Source organism: Desulfobacterales bacterium (assembly GCA_028704555.1).
Taxonomy (GTDB): Bacteria; Desulfobacterota; Desulfobacteria; order Desulfobacterales; family JAQWFD01; genus JAQWFD01.
The window spans coordinates 34294-52178 of sequence record JAQWFD010000011.1; the positions used below are offsets into that span (position 1 = coordinate 34294).

At 50.0% G+C, this 17885-nt stretch carries 13 protein-coding genes and 1 tRNA gene; 1 reads left to right on the plus strand and 13 read right to left on the minus strand.

Going from position 1 to position 17885, the window contains the following annotated elements; genetic code table 11:
• Nucleotides 1-7: 7 nt before the first annotated feature.
• The 12 genes from PHQ97_05900 to mnmG form a co-directional block, all read right to left on the minus strand.
• Entirely contained in the window at nt 8-250 is a 243-nt protein-coding gene (locus PHQ97_05900) for an AlpA family phage regulatory protein (GenBank protein MDD4392266.1), read from the minus strand.
• Nucleotides 251-491: 241 nt separating this feature from the next.
• Nucleotides 492-1277: a hypothetical protein gene (locus PHQ97_05905; GenBank protein MDD4392267.1), complete on the minus strand. Its 786-nt coding sequence runs from the start codon at nt 1275-1277 to the stop codon at nt 492-494.
• Nucleotides 1277-2497, minus strand: coding sequence for a hypothetical protein (locus PHQ97_05910; protein MDD4392268.1), 1221 nt, complete (start codon nt 2495-2497; stop codon nt 1277-1279). The genes PHQ97_05905 and PHQ97_05910 overlap by 1 nt, the downstream gene beginning before the upstream one ends.
• 215 nt (nt 2498-2712) lie before the next feature.
• Complete coding sequence (locus PHQ97_05915; GenBank protein MDD4392269.1) at nt 2713-3714, minus strand: DUF932 domain-containing protein; 1002 nt, start codon at nt 3712-3714, stop codon at nt 2713-2715.
• 24 nt (nt 3715-3738) lie between these two features.
• Nucleotides 3739-6336, minus strand: coding sequence for a DEAD/DEAH box helicase family protein (locus PHQ97_05920; GenBank protein ID MDD4392270.1), 2598 nt, complete (start codon nt 6334-6336; stop codon nt 3739-3741).
• The gene (locus PHQ97_05925) at nt 6333-8699 is read right to left on the minus strand and encodes a site-specific DNA-methyltransferase (protein MDD4392271.1); all 2367 of its coding nucleotides are present in this window, start codon (nt 8697-8699) and stop codon (nt 6333-6335) included. Before PHQ97_05925 ends, PHQ97_05920 begins: the two co-directional genes overlap by 4 nt.
• Nucleotides 8700-9225: 526 nt before the next feature.
• Nucleotides 9226-10455 (minus strand): integrase arm-type DNA-binding domain-containing protein, encoded by a 1230-nt coding sequence (locus PHQ97_05930; GenBank protein MDD4392272.1) that lies wholly within the window; start codon nt 10453-10455, stop codon nt 9226-9228.
• 190 nt (nt 10456-10645) lie between these two features.
• A tRNA-Met gene (locus tag PHQ97_05935) sits at nt 10646-10722 on the minus strand.
• A 134-nt stretch (nt 10723-10856) separates the two neighbouring features.
• Nucleotides 10857-12233: a DUF3426 domain-containing protein gene (locus tag PHQ97_05940; GenBank protein MDD4392273.1), complete on the minus strand. Its 1377-nt coding sequence runs from the start codon at nt 12231-12233 to the stop codon at nt 10857-10859.
• Nucleotides 12234-12383: 150 nt separating this feature from the next.
• Entirely contained in the window at nt 12384-12902 is a 519-nt protein-coding gene (hpt, locus tag PHQ97_05945) for a hypoxanthine phosphoribosyltransferase (GenBank protein ID MDD4392274.1), read from the minus strand.
• Between the two features lie 90 nt (nt 12903-12992).
• Nucleotides 12993-13880 carry a DnaJ C-terminal domain-containing protein gene (locus tag PHQ97_05950; protein ID MDD4392275.1) on the minus strand — a complete coding sequence of 296 codons (888 nt, stop codon included), beginning with the start codon at nt 13878-13880 and terminating at the stop codon, nt 12993-12995.
• A 267-nt stretch (nt 13881-14147) separates the two neighbouring features.
• Nucleotides 14148-16040, minus strand: coding sequence for a tRNA uridine-5-carboxymethylaminomethyl(34) synthesis enzyme MnmG (gene mnmG, locus PHQ97_05955; GenBank protein MDD4392276.1), 1893 nt, complete (start codon nt 16038-16040; stop codon nt 14148-14150).
• A gap of 91 nt (nt 16041-16131) precedes the next feature.
• On the opposite strand from mnmG, the gene PHQ97_05960 reads away from it, so the two are divergent.
• The gene (locus PHQ97_05960; GenBank protein MDD4392277.1) at nt 16132-17046 is read left to right on the plus strand and encodes a TIGR01212 family radical SAM protein; all 915 of its coding nucleotides are present in this window, start codon (nt 16132-16134) and stop codon (nt 17044-17046) included.
• A gap of 168 nt (nt 17047-17214) precedes the next feature.
• Here the strand turns inward: PHQ97_05960 and PHQ97_05965 are convergent, their stop codons facing one another.
• Nucleotides 17215-17748, minus strand: coding sequence for a cyclic nucleotide-binding domain-containing protein (locus PHQ97_05965; protein ID MDD4392278.1), 534 nt, complete (start codon nt 17746-17748; stop codon nt 17215-17217).
• Nucleotides 17749-17885 lie beyond the last annotated feature (137 nt).

Here is a 17885-nt window from a genome sequence, read left to right on the forward strand (position 1 = left end):
CACCCCCTTATTTCGCTGCTTTGCGAGCCGCTTCCAGCTTCGCAACCAGGGCTCGAACTTCTTCGTCGGTTTTCCCGGCAATGCGTGCCGCGTTGATCGCCGCTACTTCGTCGGAGGGCCACCCCACCGCCCGCGCCCCGAGGCTCACCGGCTTTGTCCATAGCCCTTGAGCAATGCGCAGATAGATCGTGGAACGGGAAAGCCCGGATTGAATTTTAACGGTAGGAATCCTCAGCATGGTATGCGTCATCTTAAAATCTCCTTAAATGGTAGTGGATTGTTAAGACGAAGCATAATTGGGCGATTTGGGCGGTACAATACCCGGACAAGGCTCAGGTTTACTGAGATATTTCCATATAATTCAGATTGTTGAGTTTTTTGGGGACGGCTACGCCGGGGTTGGTGAAACGCAGGTTAGAGCGCGGAGGATCGCTAAAAATCGAACGGTTGTCAGGTGGTGGATTTGGGCGAAAAAATTCCGCCCAACTTTTTTATTTCTTCATATGTTTACGGATGGTTTCAGCATCACGGCCATGGGCAACGTCCGTCCTGGCAATCTGTTGCGAGTACCAGACATCGGACATGTCCCGGCGTTTTTTCCTCAGGTTGCGGTAGGCTTTTTTCCAACTTTCGTACATAGCTTGTGTATCCAGTTTGCGCACTTCGCGCTTGGCGTTGCTTGGCGTATAGCGGTTATCTGCCGTGGTCGCGGCATCTACCAGCCGGCGGATCATGGCGCCATCAAGAGAATATGCGCCGTCGTGATATTTAATCAACTCAGCCAAGGGCACCATATTGCTTCCAGCGACCAAGACCAACACGCCGTTGCCTTGCAGACAGAGCATCTGGCTTCGCTTGTTTCCGAAGGCAATTCCAATCTCCCACAAACCAGCGCTATCCCCTTGCTTGTCGCTGCGGCGTAACCCAAGGCTGGCCGACACAAACCCGCACACGGAATCTGGGCTACACTGCCACTGGTTCAACCGTTCGATGGGAACCTGAACCCGGTTGATATCACACCGCTTGTCACAGACGATGAACGATGCCGGGGCACCTGCCGTTGCGGGCAGGGTGTGCACCGGCATCACACAATCGCGCTCGCACCCTGGGCATATAACGCTGGCGGCCGGGCGCGCCTTCGCAATCAGCCGCTGTGATTTCATGGCCTTAACAGCTTCGCTCGGCCATTGGCTCAACTCTTCGCCATTGACCAGAACCGCACCGCCCTGGCTGGCACCCACGCGCCCCAATAGCTCGATCAGTGCGGCTTGAGGCATCACGCTTCAACCGGCACAAGTGCCTCGGCACTTTCTTCCAGTTCCTTGGGTTCGATTCCGGATGCTTCCAGCATGTCGCGCAGTTTCAGACCTATCTCGTCGTACTTGAGCGAGCAGGAGTTGGGATGGGTAATGCGGATCGTCACCCGCTTTGCCGGCTTGTCCGCGTCCACCACAATCGAAGCCGCAAGCTCCACCTGGGTGACGTTGTACATATTCAGCGGCATGGATTTTCGGACCTGGTCGAGCAAATCATAGACGGCATCAGGATTTTCGGACGCATCGGCTTCCAGCGTAATGCGGTCGCCTTTTTTCATCCGCGAAGAAAGCCGAAGTTTCTTCACGGTCACGTTTTCGATACCGCTGCCAACCGCAGGGAGGAAATTAAAACTCTTCTGAAGCAGCGGAGCCAGATCGTAGATGCGCGCATCCTTTGGATCAGGCGGCAGTTCTTCGAGTTTGAGAATCGCCGTTGTGAACATCCCCTGCAGGGGCTCAATGGCCTTATGGGAACCGCGAAAGTTCAGATCGAGCGAGCCCTCCGTTTTCGAGTAAACATAAATAACCTCAAAGGCGGGATTATGCGGCCGCCGGTCAAACTCGCCATTCACCCATTCGATGCTTTGCTGTGAATAGTCTTCAGGATAAGCAAAAAAATAATCCAGATCGCCCCTGCAAAAAGGCTCCACCACGCAGTTTTTGCCCCGGCCCTCGGTGTGATGAAAGTAGTTGCGGACTAGTTCTGCAAGCTGATGAATGCTGGCCTCGTCCACCGCTGCTGTCTGATGCGACAAATTTTTACGCTTACGCCAGTATGGCAGCGTATCCGCATGGTAGAAACGGGTCGCCCCTCTCCAGAAAGTATTGTAATCCAGGAAGGTGTTCATCGCCCGTTCATAATGATTGGGCAAAGCCGACAGCATTTCAACAAAAGAGGTAAGTGCGTCCGGGGTTTCCCGCAACTGCCAGCTCGCCTCGTCAATAATGGCCCGAAATCCCTTTTCGCAGCTCATGTCGAAAATGTCCCGAAACTCCGCATCCATCCCATTGCGCAGGTCATCAGGCAGAATCAGCCAGGCGGCAAACAGCTCATCCGGCTTGGTTTCCTTCATGGTGGAAAAGTCCATATCCACAAACAATCCCCGCCCCTGGAAGTAGCGGGCAAGCAGGGCATTCGGTATCTGACGGAAAAAGTCTTTGGAAAAATAGTGCCGCGCCATGTTTTCCCTCCTTATGCAACAAAATCAAACCATCAGGATCGATCCTTTTGGTTCCAGCCGTTCAGGCAAAGCCCACTTTGGCATAATCCATTAACCCTGCACTGCACCATACCGTTTGAGCCAGTCCGCCTGCTAAAAAAATCCGGCGTCACCTTGTCAACTTCGTTCCAGAAAGGTTGATTATGATTATAGTCTTTCCTGTCTCAAGTATTTATTCACTGCACCAGCGGCGTGAGCAAATCATGAATGCCTTCCCGCCAGGCAAGCTGTTCCTGCACATCCCTTCTTTCCTTGGCCAGCCAGGCCAGCGACTGGCTCACATCATAAAGATTACGGCATTCCGACGGCGCTCCAGGCACTCTTTTCGCCATACAAACTGGGATAGTGGCCGGGGTATTATCCTTGTAAGGTCCGACAATTTCCGCATCATGCCCGGTACGGGAAATATGATACACCCGAGCCGCCGCCTTGAAACCCCAGCCCTTTTTCAGCTCTTTGTTGACCCAGGGGACAAGGCCATTCGGGGTGATTGGTTTCTTGCGCCATTGCTCAAAATTTTGCTGCTCTTTTTCCGATTCCTGAATACCCGAAGTCAACACCGCCTGCACGTCATCAAGGCCCAAATCCCCTACATGCCGCCGCCGCACATCGGAACGGGTGACGCCGATAACCATGCCATTGCTGCAAACAAAGCGGAACCAGCCCATCAATGCCCGGAACCGGGTGCTGCCGTCCACAGAATTAAAACACTCCAGGCGCATCGAAAGCGGATGGTTGTCACCTGGATCGAAAGAAAACTTCTCCGGCAAATAAAGACTCAGGGCCATCCGCTCACCGTATTCGGTGATGTTCAGTTCTGCCTTTACTTCCTCGGGAGCAATCTTCGCTTCATCAAGAGCCTTTTCCGCCACGTCAAGCACGGCCAGATGCGGCACCAGGGCGTATCCCTTGGAGACCACGCCGACAGGGATGAAGCTGTGGTCATCCCCGAACGGTCTGCGGACAATCGTATCGAGCCGCTCATTTATCCGGGAACGTTCATTGCCCGGCTGGGTAAGGGCAAAGGCCCGCCGTTCAAATTCCGGCACAAAGGAACGGATCTGCTGCAAGTTGCCCTTATGAAAACTCACCGACGAATTAAACCATTTCGGCTGGCCGTCTTCGGTCATCGCACCCGTCGGCCCCCGCCTCTGTTGGATAAATTGCGCTTGCATCATGTGCCCTCCAAGGTTTAAGAAGAATCAAGCCCCTAACTCAACCATTAAGCTCGAAATCCATCCCGTGTATTTCCGGTCCCTTATCCGGTCGAAAAATCCCGTATAATCCTCTGGAGAAAGAAAGTAGAAGTGATACCTCCACGGTTCGCCCGACTCTTTCAAAGCAACATTCAACCGCTCGAAGTGGGCCTTGCCATCACGAAACTTGGCCTTGTTTCGGTTGGAATCGTCGCCGTCCTGTTTGATCTCCACAACCAGCACATCATCGGATTCCTTGACGCGAATAAAAAAGTCTGGATTGAAGAATTCATTGACCGGGTGGCTTTTGCCGGTCCTGGCAGGCTTATAAGAGTAGGGGAAGGAGTAGCACCCCCGATCCGGCGGTTTGATGAATGCCTCGATAAACTCGCTGTTCACGAACAACAGGTCGCAGAACTGCCGCTCTGGCTTATGGCTGGCATACAGCGCGTTAATGGGAGTCTTGAATTTGGTAACATCGACTGTATGTAAGCACCGGACGATCTCGAGGATGTTAACAGGTGTGTCATCTCCCAATTCCTTGGCTGCCTTCACCCACTTGCAGTACTGATCCCAGAGATGTGTTTCTTCCTTGTCGAACGGGTTGGCGTCTCCGTCCACATAGTAGATCGCGCCGCTCTCCCTGACCTTGCTTTCCGAGAAAGATTGATGCATGGCCTCGCGGTAATCGACGCGAACGAGCTCCTTCGCCTTTTGAGCCATGCGCGGATGTTCCTTGTCAACGTCACGAAACAAGGGACCAAAGGCTTGCTGTACCAGGGTGAGGTTTTCCCGGCTTAAAAAGGTGTCATCGTAACCGCCTGCCTGGAGCGCCTCCTTGATCAGCTTTCTGATCCGGCTGATCGACCATTGTTCTCCGATGTACTTGTCCTTGGCTGAGATAAAATCATGCAGCATACTTGCCGCGTAGTCGATTTCAACAATATCGTTATGCAGCACATCCATTGATAGCATGCCGCTTTCGGAAAAGGTGACATATTCGGTGCTCTTGCGGCTCTGGGGCTTGAGAACCAGTTTGATTGCAACAGCCTTCTGCCGCTTGGTTTCCACCGTCTGTTCGGTCAGCTCATAGCTCAGGTTGTGGAGTGGAAAAACGAACGCCTCCCTTCTATTGTCAAACCCCCAGGACAAGGTATTGTCCACCTCAAGCACATCTTTGAGCAGGTTGGCGATTTCATCGGTCCATGCCTCGTGGTTTGTCACCTTCACCAGCGGTTGCGTCTCCAGAGACGAGGGTACGCGCAGACCGCGCCCGAGAACCTGGGCAATGAGAAGCTTGGAGCCGAAGGCCCGTGAATCATGGGGCACAATCTGAAAAACATTTTTTACATCCCACCCCTCGGTCAGCATGCTGACAGAAACGATCCACTCCACCGGGCTGACCGGATCGTCCACGTTTTTTAACGTCGCCAGATTTTCCTTGCGCCTTTTTTCGGGAGAGTCCTTGCTGTCTCGCGGACGGTAGGCCGCTTCCACTCGCGCCTTGGACGCCTTGGCCGAAGGAATGCCGGAAGTAACCCAGATTGCCTTCTTCTCCGCCTCGGCGCGGGTAACACCCTCCTTCTTTACCAGATAATCCACCAGCAGCTTCCACTGCTCCACGCATTCGGCAATATCCCTGGTGATGACGATGGAAATGGGGCGAAGTTTGGCGCCATACTCCTGCCTGTTTTTTTCATGAACAGCGTATATCTTGTCCCAGCTCTGTTTTTTATGGGTTTCTGTCAGCACATAATCAGGCTTTTTGATGACCTTCGCCTCAATGGCCTGCTTCAACCCGAACCGATAGATTACGTCCGGGAAATAGTCGTTTCCGATGTAAGGCGTGCCTGTGACATTGATCACATAGCGGAAACCGTACTCAGGGCTGACCAGGAACTGCAGCCACTTTTTCATGGACGATTCGTCACTGTCGTCGGGGCTGAACAAATGGTGCGCCTCATCGTTCAACACCAATGTCCGCGCCCCGTGCCCCTTGAAGCTGTCGGCAATGGAAGAACCGGCATTGCTATAGACCGCATGGATATTTTCAATGCAGATATCACCCGACTGGATCGTTTCATTCCCCCGCTTGATCCCGGGTATGGCCACGACAGCGCCCAGCTCCTTCATGATCGCCGTCAGATTCTGATTGCCGGCGAGCGTGTTAAACTTTTCCAGCAGACCTTCTTCAATGGTCAGGGACGGGCAGAGCACCAGCACCCGGTCCACCAGCCCTTCAGCCAGGGCAATGGCGGCAAGGCCATACATCAAAAAACTTTTCCCACCACCGGTGGCAATATCAATACTGGCCGCTTTCCGATCACGCAGGGGCATTTTTCCCAGCAAAGCGTCAATAGAGGCATGGCGCTGAGCCAGCACCGGTCTGCTGTTCCAGTTTTCCCGTGCCAGCCGCTCCAGATCCGGATACTTTGCAGAAACAAAAAACCGGAGGATTTCGCGGAGGGCGCTGCGCTGATATGCATAATCTTCCGTGGCAAGCAGGTTCAGGAAAGCATCGTACTTATGCACCACCTCCTCGGGGGCGGTAGTGGCATCATCCAGTTTCAGGATCTGATCACTGATGCGGTACGTAACACTCATTGAAAATCCCCCTTGTCAAAAACCAGCGTCTTTTCATTCCCGTAACGATCACAGAGGATGAGCATCATTTTCTCTCCTTTCAGCGCCTTCTCCGGAATACGGATCTCCAGTGCCTTGGCTTTTTCCAGCCCCCCCGCCTCTTTCAACAGTTCCTCGCCCCAGAAAACCTGATCAAGGCGGAAGACATCACCGTCATAATTGCAGTCAACCATGGCCATGGAGAAGGTCTCGAAATTAGCAAAATCCTCCGGATCGGTGGTCAAGGTCCTGGAACGAAATTCGCTCAACTCCACCACAAGTTCAGGAAACATCCCCCCGTCCCGGCTCCCCTTCCGTGACTTGTGTTGCACCAGCGGCTGGGAGATAAAGTCAAAACCTATGGCGTCGATCACCTCGTTCACGTCCGCCTCTCGCATCGGCTGCTTGAGAGCACCCGGCTCGTGCTGCTGGATCAGCCGCATGATGACGGAGATCGGCACCTTGAGAAAGACATAGGTCGCACCGCCAAGCTCGATCTCATCCTCGGCAAAATCCATGGCAACCGTCGGCGCAATAACATAAAACCGTTCCCCCTTCCTGCCGCGCAGAATCTGCTGCAGGTTTTCCGCATAGCCGTAATCAAGGGTCAAGGCGGGATGATCCGGGTAGTTCCAGACAAGGGCCGAGTGGGTGCCGATGTAGCCGTCCAGCTGCATGCCATAGCGGCTGTGGATATCTTCACGGGCACCAAAGAGTTTGAGGACAAAGGGGCGGTATTCCTGCCAGGACATATTCCGCAAGGCCTCCATATCGTAAAGGCCGACACGGTAAAGGGCGAATTCTTTAGGCGGCAGGGGTTTGGCCTTTTCAGCCTTCTCTTTCGGCGCGATCAGGGAAATTCGGAACTCCTGCCCATCAACTATGACGGACTTTTCACCGGGGCCGCTGTCCGGGTCAGCCTCTTCCAGCCGAGCGGGTGGGATGTGAAGCTTTTTTTCCGGGCAGGCAATGGAAAGGGGAGCGCCATTCTTGAACAGATTGTGTTTTGCGATCAGTGCGGCAAGGTCAGCCAGCAGCTCAAGCGTAACCTCGCATTCGCCTTTTTTGGCTTTTTCGGTAATGAGGAGGAGGCCGGGGTGGTTTTTTAGGTGGTCGTTCCAGTCTTCCACTCGCTCATGACATAAACGCTTATCTGTTTTTGGAGAACCAACAGTATTTGTGAGGTAAAAAAGCCGTTTCTCTATGATGTAAATCGACAATTTCCCGCAATCCATTGCAATCCAGCGCCTTCCAAGTTTTTCTGCAACGATCGGTGTAGTTCCACTGCCAGCAAAGCAGTCTAAAACGATGTCATTTTTCTGAGATGAAGCTGATATTATTCTTTCTAAAAGCCGCTCTGGTTTTATGGTTGGATAATCAAACATAGAACGTGTTGATGCCATTGGATTGTCAATATTAAGTTCTATCCATATGTCCTCAATTTGTTTCCCTTTAGACTCGTGTAAATACTGTTTATAGGAAGGGTAGGCGCCTTTTTTTATAGGCTCTATAAACTTATTTTCTTCACGCAGTCGAGCCTCTGTTTCTGCTGAATATGTTTTTAATGAGGTTTTACGATAAAAACCATAATCGTCCTTATACTTAAATCTTGCCTTGTATTCTGTTGAATACTCTTCATATTGATGTTTGAAAAAGTAGTTCTCGCCCTTGGTGTAAAAAAATATGCTGTCGTGATTTATCGGATATTTTGCGGCCCGAGCTTTGCTGCTCCCTGCAAAAGGCGTTCTCTTCCATACAATTTCGTTTTGGAAATATACTTCACCGAAAACTTCGTCCAATACCGCTTTTAGGTAATGCCCCTTCTTCTGATCCAAATGGACATAAATTGCCCCATCATCAGCCAACAATTCACGAAGCAAGACCAACCGTTTTCGCAAAAACTCAATAAACTGCGCCCCTATAACCTTGTCCCGATACGCCTTCTCCTTGTCCTTCATGAAATCCTGTTTTGTGGCAAAGGGGGGGTCGATGTAGATGAGTTTGATCTTGCCTCGGGTGCCGAAGCGGTTCTGCCCCTGCTGGTCGGCCAACAGTTCGCGCAGTGCCAAGAGGTTATCGCCCCAGACCAGCAGATTGCGCCATCCGTCGTCATGAGGCCGGTTCTCGGCAAAACGGCGCACCAGCTGCCACGGCGCGGCCGGCGTCTCCGCCAGCACCTGCTCCCGCTTCATCTTACCGGCATACTCCAGCCGGTATTCCTTGCCGATCTCCACGTGCTGCGATTCACCGGGAAACAGCTTTGCCCGCCACTGTGCGGGTATCTGCTCTCCGGCCTGCAGCAGGCGGATCAATTCGTTACGCTCTTGTTCGGTCAGTTCAGACATGTCTTTCCTTAATACTTTTACGAGATGTGGCTGAAGGGCACTTCAAAAGAAGAATGGCCTGAGATTAAAAATATTCTGGCATGCGTAAGGATTGCCGGTCCATCTTTTCCCAAAATGACTTAGCGCCCTGCGGCCGGACTGAGGAGCGCTATCGATAGAGGGCACTTCGTTTGAGGTAAAGGACAAGAAGCAAAAAAGTTTTATCTTATAACATCCTCAAGGCAGCAAAGCTTCCGCCCTCAATCGCAACAACCCTCAGCCTATAACCTACTGAAAAATCAATCAAAAAACTGAAATCACTATACTATTTAGTTATCCGATAATCTTGATAGTTTTCGATACACGAGAACTGATACCACATAACCCCCTATCATCGCAAAAGATTTTCTTAACCGATTGCTCCGTCAAGGGCGGCGATGCACACAGTCCCCATCTTTTCATAACGTCTTTTTCAGCTATCCTGGCAGCAGAGATATCAGTTCTCAAAAGGCCACTAAACAGAGCCGTTCCTCAGGAGACATTCAGATCACCCAGCCGCCGACCTTATTTGTATGATCTTGGCCCCGGACTTAATCCCTTCCAGGTAGTCGGCCCAGGCCTGCATCATCTTTTTACGCTCCGGCATGAACTCTGCGTAGTTATACGCCGCCCGCACACTGTTTCTTTCAGCATGGGCGAGCTGCCGCTCGATTGCGTCCCGGTTCCAACCCTGTTCATTCAATAACGTGCTGGCCATGCTCCTGAATCCATGGCCGCTCATCTCATCCTTGGCAAATCCCATACGCCGCAGAGCGGATAATATGGCGTTGCTGCTCATCGGCCTGGAATCGGTCCGGGGGCTTGGAAAGACATACCGGCCATGGCCGGTCAAGGGGTGAATCTCCCGCAGGACATCCAGCACTTGCCTTGATAACGGGACAATGTGCATAACGCCCGCCTTCATCTTCTCCGCCGGAATCCTCCATTCTGCCTCATCAAGATTGAACTCTGACCACTCGGCATGCCGCAGTTCACCCGGTCGAACAAAAAACAATGGCGCCAATTGCAGTGCGCATCGGATAACGATACTGCCCCGGTAATCGTCAATGGAGCGCAGCAGGCCGGCAATTTCCTTCGGATCGGTCATGGTGGCCATGTGTTTACCAGAGGCCGGGGGGATAGCGCCACGAAGGTCGCCGGATGGATCACGCTCAGCCCTGCCGGTGGCTACGGCATAACGGAAGACCTGCCCGCAGATTTGTTGGGTCCGGTGCGCCGTCTCAAGGGTGCCCTTGGCCTCAATTCTCCGAAGTACCGTCAGCAGATCCAGTGCCGTGATGGACTTGATCGGTCTGTCTCCCAACCAGGGAAAGACATAGAGTTCGAACCGCCGGATAATTTTGTTGCTGTGACTGGCAGCCCAGGACGCCGAAAACTTAGCATGCCACTCCCGGGCGATGACCTCGAAGGTCTCAGTCTCTTGGGCGCCTGCCGCCTTCTGTGCTTTCTTGTTGTCGCTGGGGTCAACACCATTGCAGATCATGGCGCTTGCCTGCTCACGCTTCTGTCTGGCATCGGCAAGCGATGTTTGGGGGTATGCGCCAATGGACAGGAGCTTCTCCGTACCCCCAAAACGATACTTGAGCCGCCAAAGCTTGCCGCCAGTCGGAGTGACCAGAAGAAAAAGCCCCCCGCCGTCAAAAAATTTCTGGGGTTTTCCTGCCGGCTTGATCGTTCTAACCTTGGTGTCGGAAAGTGGCGTAATCCTTTTAGGCATAGGGTTTCCCTCCTTTTTTGGTTTTTTTGGGGGTATCTCTGTTGGGGGAAGGGCCGAATACCCCTATACATACCCCCAAACCTTTAGGATTTTATCATATATTACTGGATTCTATTGGACAACAGAAAAACGAAAAGGCCTGATTTTTCAGGCCTTCATGGACAGTATCAGATGATACTGGATTGTGCGGTGGTGGCGATGCAGGGATTTGAACCCCGGACGCTGCGGATATGAGCCGCATGCTCTGACCAACTGAGCTACATCGCCATGATGTAAATCATGTGTTTGTTATCCGACCCGATTCAAGAGCTTATTTTGTCAGACTCAAACGCCGACCTTAATTAGCAGGTCGGCATTCGTTAGTCAAGTTCAAATATCATTTTTTAATTTCACTTTTAATTTCACCCTTTATAGGGTACCGATTCCTGGACTTCAACAGAAAACTCATCGAGGTTTTCCGGCAGTTCAGGAAAAACGATCATAAATGGAATCAGACTGCCCGGCTCGAGCTTGACATTGGAACGATTATCGCCAAACCGGTTTGAGAGCCGATTTTGAATAACGTCCACTTCTAAATTGGACAGATCCAGATCCGAGAGAACATTGCCACAATAAACCGTCTGGGATTTTGCAATCACCTTGCCTTTCGTAAACAGCTTTCCGGTAATCCGGATTAAACCTACAGGCCCCGGGTATTCATTTTTTGCTTCCCCGGTAATGACAAATATCCTGCCACTTTTTGAATTTTCCAAAAATTTACTGGCTATATTCACCGTGCTCATCTTAAGGTTACCCGCATCCGGAACATCCGGTTTAAAAAAATCGCTGATAAACGGAACATTGATTCCTGACTTTTCAAGCATCGTCCACCCGCCGTAAACTCCCGCACCCAATAGCACCACAATCAACAGAATGATCACAGGCGTACCGACGCGTTTTTGTCGTGGCGGCAGGAATATTCCGGATTCCGGTTTCTCTTCTTCCTGAGCATCGGAATTTTCAGGGTTATCCCGGATCATTTCCTCAAAATTCCGATCGCCCTCAACCCCAAAAGCGGCCGAATGATCTTCTGAGGCAGACCCTATAACACCCATATCGAATTTGTCCTGACTTTCCATTTCAAAAGCCAGGTTTGTGTCTTCAGTTCCGGATAGAGTTTGTGCTTTAAGCTCATCCATCTGATCCGTCTGATCCGTATCTTTTGCAAAGCCTTCGATATCAAAATTCAGCTCAAGATCATCAACAGGCTCGTCCAGCTCTAACTTCAAATCGTCTTCCGGCGTCTCGGGGCCGGCTGGCTCTTCCGGTGCCGCCTCGTCCAGTTCAAGATCCAGATCCAGATCAAGATCCAGATCCGATAGCTCAGGTTCTCCGGTTTTCGCAAGCACCTCTGTCGATGGCCCTTCTTGCTCTTCACCCAGATCAAAGTCCAGCTCTAACTCCAGATCGCCTTCCGGCGTCTCGGGGCCGGCTGGCTCTTCCGGCGCCGCCTCGTCCAGTTCAAGATCCAGATCCAGATCCGATAACTCAGGTTCTCCGGTTTTCGCAAGCACCTCTGTCGATGGCCCTTGCTCTTCACCCAGATCAAAGTCCAGCTCTAACTCCAGATCGTCTTCCGGCGTCTCGGGGCCGGCTGGCCCTTCCGGTGCCGCCTCGTCCAGTTCAAAACCGAGATCACCCGCTGTCACTTCAGCTCCGCCGGATTTTTCCTCCGGACCGAATTCGGAAACAAAACCGCTTTGCATTGATACTTCGTCCGGGGCAGGACTTGTTTGCATCTCCTCCGAAAAAGAAGGAAAAACCATAAATACATGTTTACATTTTGAACACCGGACTTTTGATCCACTCGGTTTAACAAGTCCGTCTTTTAATTCAAAACGGAGCTTACATTTTTCACAAGTAACGATCATACTCCACCGTAATTGGAATTATAATTTCAGTTGATAGATTCCCGGCAGGTTTCTGTATTTTTCAGCATAATCAAGCCCATACCCTACCAGAAAGCCCTCTTTTATCTTATAGCAGACATAATCGAGCGCTATGGATTTCTCCCTCCGTTCCGACTTGTCGATCAAAGCGCATCTCCTGACGGATTTCGGGCCAAAAGAGCGAATATATTCCGAAATTGACGACAAAGTCAGTCCGGTATCCACAATATCATCAATCAGCAGCACGTCCTTATTTTTTATATCCAGCTGGAGTTCTTTGTTCATCCTGATTTCCCCGGACGAGTCTGTTTCGGAGCCGTAACTTGAAACTGATATAAAATCGATTTGCACTGGCACCGTCAAATGACGTACCAGATCAGATATAAATATAAAGCACCCTTTTAAGATACCAACGATTACAAGGTCACCGTGTGAGTAATCCGCTGAAATCTTTTTTGCAATCGAGACGATCTGATTCTCGATTTCTTCTTTTTTCAGATAAGGAATTAACTGGACCATAATCGTATTGCCGTTTCAGGGTTTTGAATGACAAAAATTTAATTTTTATAAGTACATAGATCGTTATTCCATGTCAATAGATTATATCTGTTACAAACCGGTTTCAGCTAATTTATCAACCAGTTCCTTCTGCTTTTCAGAAAGAGCCCCCGGCATCAATACGAGTATTTCCACATAAAGGTCCCCTTTTCTATCCCCCTTCATATGGGGAATTCCATATCCGGCAAGACGCATTTTCGTCCTGTGACTGGTTCCGGGAGGAATTTTCAAATTTAATTTTTTCCCCTCGATGGTAGGAACCTTGACTGTCGTTCCGAGAACAGCCTCCGTTAACTTTATTTTTCTGTTCACATGCAAATCATACTCATCCACAACGTATATGGGATCATTCATTACTTTTGACCGAATATACAAATCTCCTGCCGGCCCGCCAAAGGCGCTGGGCTCCCCCTTACCCGGAAGCCTTATTTTCTTACCGGAAATCATACCCACAGGAATTTTGACGGTCAGTTTTTCAATGCGACCATGGCTCTGAAACGAAATTGTTTTGGTGATTCCGGTCGCCACCTCCTGAATGGTCAGCGGCAATTCATATACCAGATCAGAACCCTTTACCTGAGCCTGCTGCCGGCCCTGATACCCGAATGACTCATTATATCCGCCCGAAAAGGGTCTTCGACCGCCAAAGCCAAACTCTTTAAATATATTTTCAAAATCAAACCCCTTGAAAATATCTTCCTGTGAATATCGCTGCTGGAAACCGGTTGAGCCAAAGTCGTCATATTGTTTCCGTTTTTCCTTATCACTTAAAACGGCATATGCCTCGCTGATTTCTTTAAATTTATCCTCAGCACCTTTATCATCTTTTGCATGATCCGGATGATACTTTAAGGCGAGTTTTCGGTACGCCTTTTTAATCTCGTCATCCGTCGCATCCTTCTTGACGCCAAGTGTTTTATAATAATCCTTCTCGGACATAGTTATTATTTCCTTACCGCTATGGGATCACCTGCAGTGTCAGGCCTCGAACGAAATCACGAATATCTATCCGGGGTCAAGACGGACAAAACCGTTCCCCGCAGGGGTATAATAAATCTCACATTAATACTTCAAAATTAATCTGTCTGGCAAACCATGTCAAGGCCAACGTCTCAGGGCCTCGGCAAAAGACTGCGATGTCAGACCGGGTTTTGTTGATAAAACACAGAAGGCGATGCCGCGTTGAATTGATAAAGCTCGACAATCTCAGACGCCTTCAAGCTGTCTGTTTTTTTCTAACGACCGGATGCTTACCATCACTACGGAAAGCGCAGCGGGGGTCATCCCGTCAATTCTTGACGCTTGTCCCAGAGAAGACGGACGGATTGCTGACAGTTTTTCCTTCATTTCGTTGGAAAGGCCGTGTATCGCCCTGTAATCTATGGTTTGGGGTATCTTTATCCGCTCTATGTTCCTGAATTTTTCTATTTCATTACGCTGCTTTTTTATATAGCCTTCATATTTAATCTCAATTTCCACCTGCCGCGAAATCCTCGAAGGAATGCCATGTACACTTTTACCCAGTTTTTCCACGACGTCATAATCCAGCTCCGAACGCTTTAGCAGCTGATCCAGAAAAACCCCGTCATTGACCGGCTTCGTTCCCCGTGACATCAGATATTCATTCAATTCTGATGAAGGTTTCATCACCGTTGATTTTATTCTCTTTATTTCCCCGGAGATCATTTCTTTACGTTCTTTAACATCCCTGACCGTATCGTTGTCGATCAATCCAAGCGCATGGCCGATCTCCATCAATCTTAAATCCGCGTTATCTTCACGCAGCATCAGCCGATATTCAGCTCTTGAAGTAAATATCCGATAAGGCTCGCGGGTCCCCCTGGTTACCAGGTCATCGACCATAACCGCCATATAGGCCTGCGATCGGTCCAGGATAAATTCAGGCCGTTTCTGAACCTTGCATGCCGCATTGATGCCGGCCCATAGTCCCTGCGCTGCCGCCTCTTCATAGCCGGAAGTTCCGTTGATTTGCCCGGCCGCATATAATCCGGAAATCCGTTTTGTTTCAAGCGTGGAGTTGAGCTGAACCGGATTGATGTAATCATATTCAATGGCATAGGCAGGCCGCATAATTTCGACCTCTTCCAGGCCCTCAATGGATCGGGCAAACTGAATCTGTATCTCCATCGGCATACTGTTTCCAAGGCCGCTGGCATAAATTTCTTCCGTATCCAGACCTTCATGCTGGAGAATCACCTGATGTCGATCCTTAAGCGGGTACTTAACGATTTTGTCTTCAAACGAAGGGCAATACCTTGCGGAAATCCCTTTGACAATTCCGCCATATAATGCAGAATTTTTTAAATTGTCCCGAATGATCCTGTGGCTTCCGAGATTGGTAAAACCGACATAGCTGGGAACCTGGGGCAGAGAAATGATTTTTGTAAAATAAGAAAATGGCGTCGGCTCTGCTTCCGACATATTCTTTTCAAATTTTGTAAAGTCAATAGTCGTTTTATTGAGCCTTGGCGGTGTTCCCGTTTTCATTCTGCCGATTTCAAACCCGAGCGCTCTCAGGTGAGCGGGCAAAGAATACGAAGCAAATTCACCGGCCCTTCCGGCCTGAATCGACTTAAATCCGATATGAACCAGCCCGCTCAGAAATGTTCCTGTTGCCAGCACAACCGCATCCGTCTGATATTCGAATCCGGTATGATCCACCACCCCGGCGACCTTGCCGTCCTCAATCACCAGGCGTTCAATCATTGCCTGCTTCAGATCAAGATTTGACTGATGCTCAAGAACTGACTTCATGGCCATATGATATCGGATTTTATCATTTTGCGTTCGTGTAGAATGAACCGCAGGGCCTTTTCTGGTATTGAGCGTTTTATACTGTATCGCTGTCTTATCCGCCAGCCGGGCCATTTCACCGCCCAGGGCATCTATTTCCTTGACAAGCTGGCCTTTGGCCATTCCCCCGATAGACGGACTGCATGGCATCGATGCAATCTTATCCAGATCGATGGTCATCAACAGCACACTGCAACCCATTCTGGCACATGCCAGTGCTGCCTCGCAACCGGCATGCCCTGCCCCCACCACCACGACATCGTACTTTTTTGAATAACACGTCATATCAAATTGCCTTTACATATTAAATTGCATGATTTAAAGTTTTTCAGTATATAAACCGTTTAATATCAGGTCAAGAACAGGTTATTGAAATATGAAAAAAAGGTATAACGATCTTAACACATATCTGCGTGGCATATTCAACTGCCGGGTACAGAAAATCTCAGTAGATGCCGGATTGACCTGCCCCAACCGGGACGGCACCATTTCTACCGGCGGATGCATTTTCTGCAATGGCAACGGATCCGGGACCGGCGCCCATGGAAAAGGGCTGTCCGTATCCGACCAGCTCCTTCAGGGGAAACGCGGTCTGCAAAGACGTTATAAGGCGAAAAAATTCATAGCATATTTTCAGTCGTTTACAAACACCTATGCGCCGATCGACACACTGAGAAGCATCTATGAAGAAGCCTTATCCATCGATGATATTGTAGGCCTTTCAATCGGAACACGACCCGATTGCATCAGCACACCCGTTCTGGAGCTGCTTGAACATTATGCACGGCAATATCTTATATGGGTCGAATACGGACTCCAGTCAGCGCATGACCGTACGCTTGAATTTATCAACCGCGGCCACACGTTCAACTGCTTCAAGGACGCCGTTAATCGAACCCGAAACAGGAATATTCGTATTTGTGCCCACATCATACTGGGCCTTCCCCATGAAACCAGACGGGACATGTTAGATACCATAAAAGCCATTTCCGATCTGGGTATTGACGGTGTGAAACTGCATCTGCTCTATGTTGTAAAGGGAACAAAACTCGAGACGTTGTACAGACAAAACAACTATACCTGTCTTGAGCAGCATGAATATGCCGAATTGATTTGCGACATGCTGGAGCTTCTCCCGCCGGATATGATTATCCAGAGACTGACAGGAGATCCTCATCCGGATGAGCTGATAGCGCCCCTGTGGTCCATGCGGAAATCAGAGACGCTGACACTCATCAACAGCATCCTGATGGCCCGGGATTCCTGGCAGGGAAAATTTTTTGCCAAATAAAAAAGCCGGAAGCAATGGCTCCGGCTTTTTATCAATTGAGTTCAGTCACGAAACACCGTTAAATGTCAATTTCAAGATGCTGCATCTCCGGCGATCACGACCCCGCCGTGAAATCGTACGGTATGCTTGCTGTGTTAACCGGCAAAAGCCGAAGGCCCTCCTTTTTCTTTAGATTTCAGTGGTTCCGAACGCCTGCCCCCAGGCCTCAACGAGCTTATCTGTTCGAGTGCGCAGCCGGCGGGAAATAATTTCACTGATCCCGGACATGACAATAAAGCCCAAAGACGGATCATTATGAAACATCGCCTTCAGATATGCCGCCGGAACTGAAACAATCCTGCTGGCTTTTGAACACCTTGCGGTTGTAGTTTCCCGGGCGGCACTCATCACGGACGACCATCCGAAAATCTCTCCGGCACCGACAACTTCCACGACGATGGGTCTTTCCATGTATTCGAACCTTGAAAAATTGGTCTCTTCATAGCGAATATCGGCCTTCAGCACCATGTCCTTAAAATTGAGACTTAATTCAACTTCCCCGTCCAGCACCCCGTAAAGATTGATCGCAGCCCCATCCTGACTGAAAACCAGCTCATCCTTTTTAAAGTGTACAATCTCACTTTCCTGTGCAATCCTTTCAAGCCTGTCCATAGGCAACCGGGAAAAAAGATTGATTTCTGTCAACAGTTTTTTATCCAGCATTGGCACCTCCTTTTAGCAAAACAGTCCTTGACTGACGGCTTCATAAACAGTCCATGTGCATTGCACTTCATTTTGTGTTCACTGCGCCGGACATCTGTACGCATCATTCCACGAAATTCGCGACGCCTTGGACTTGA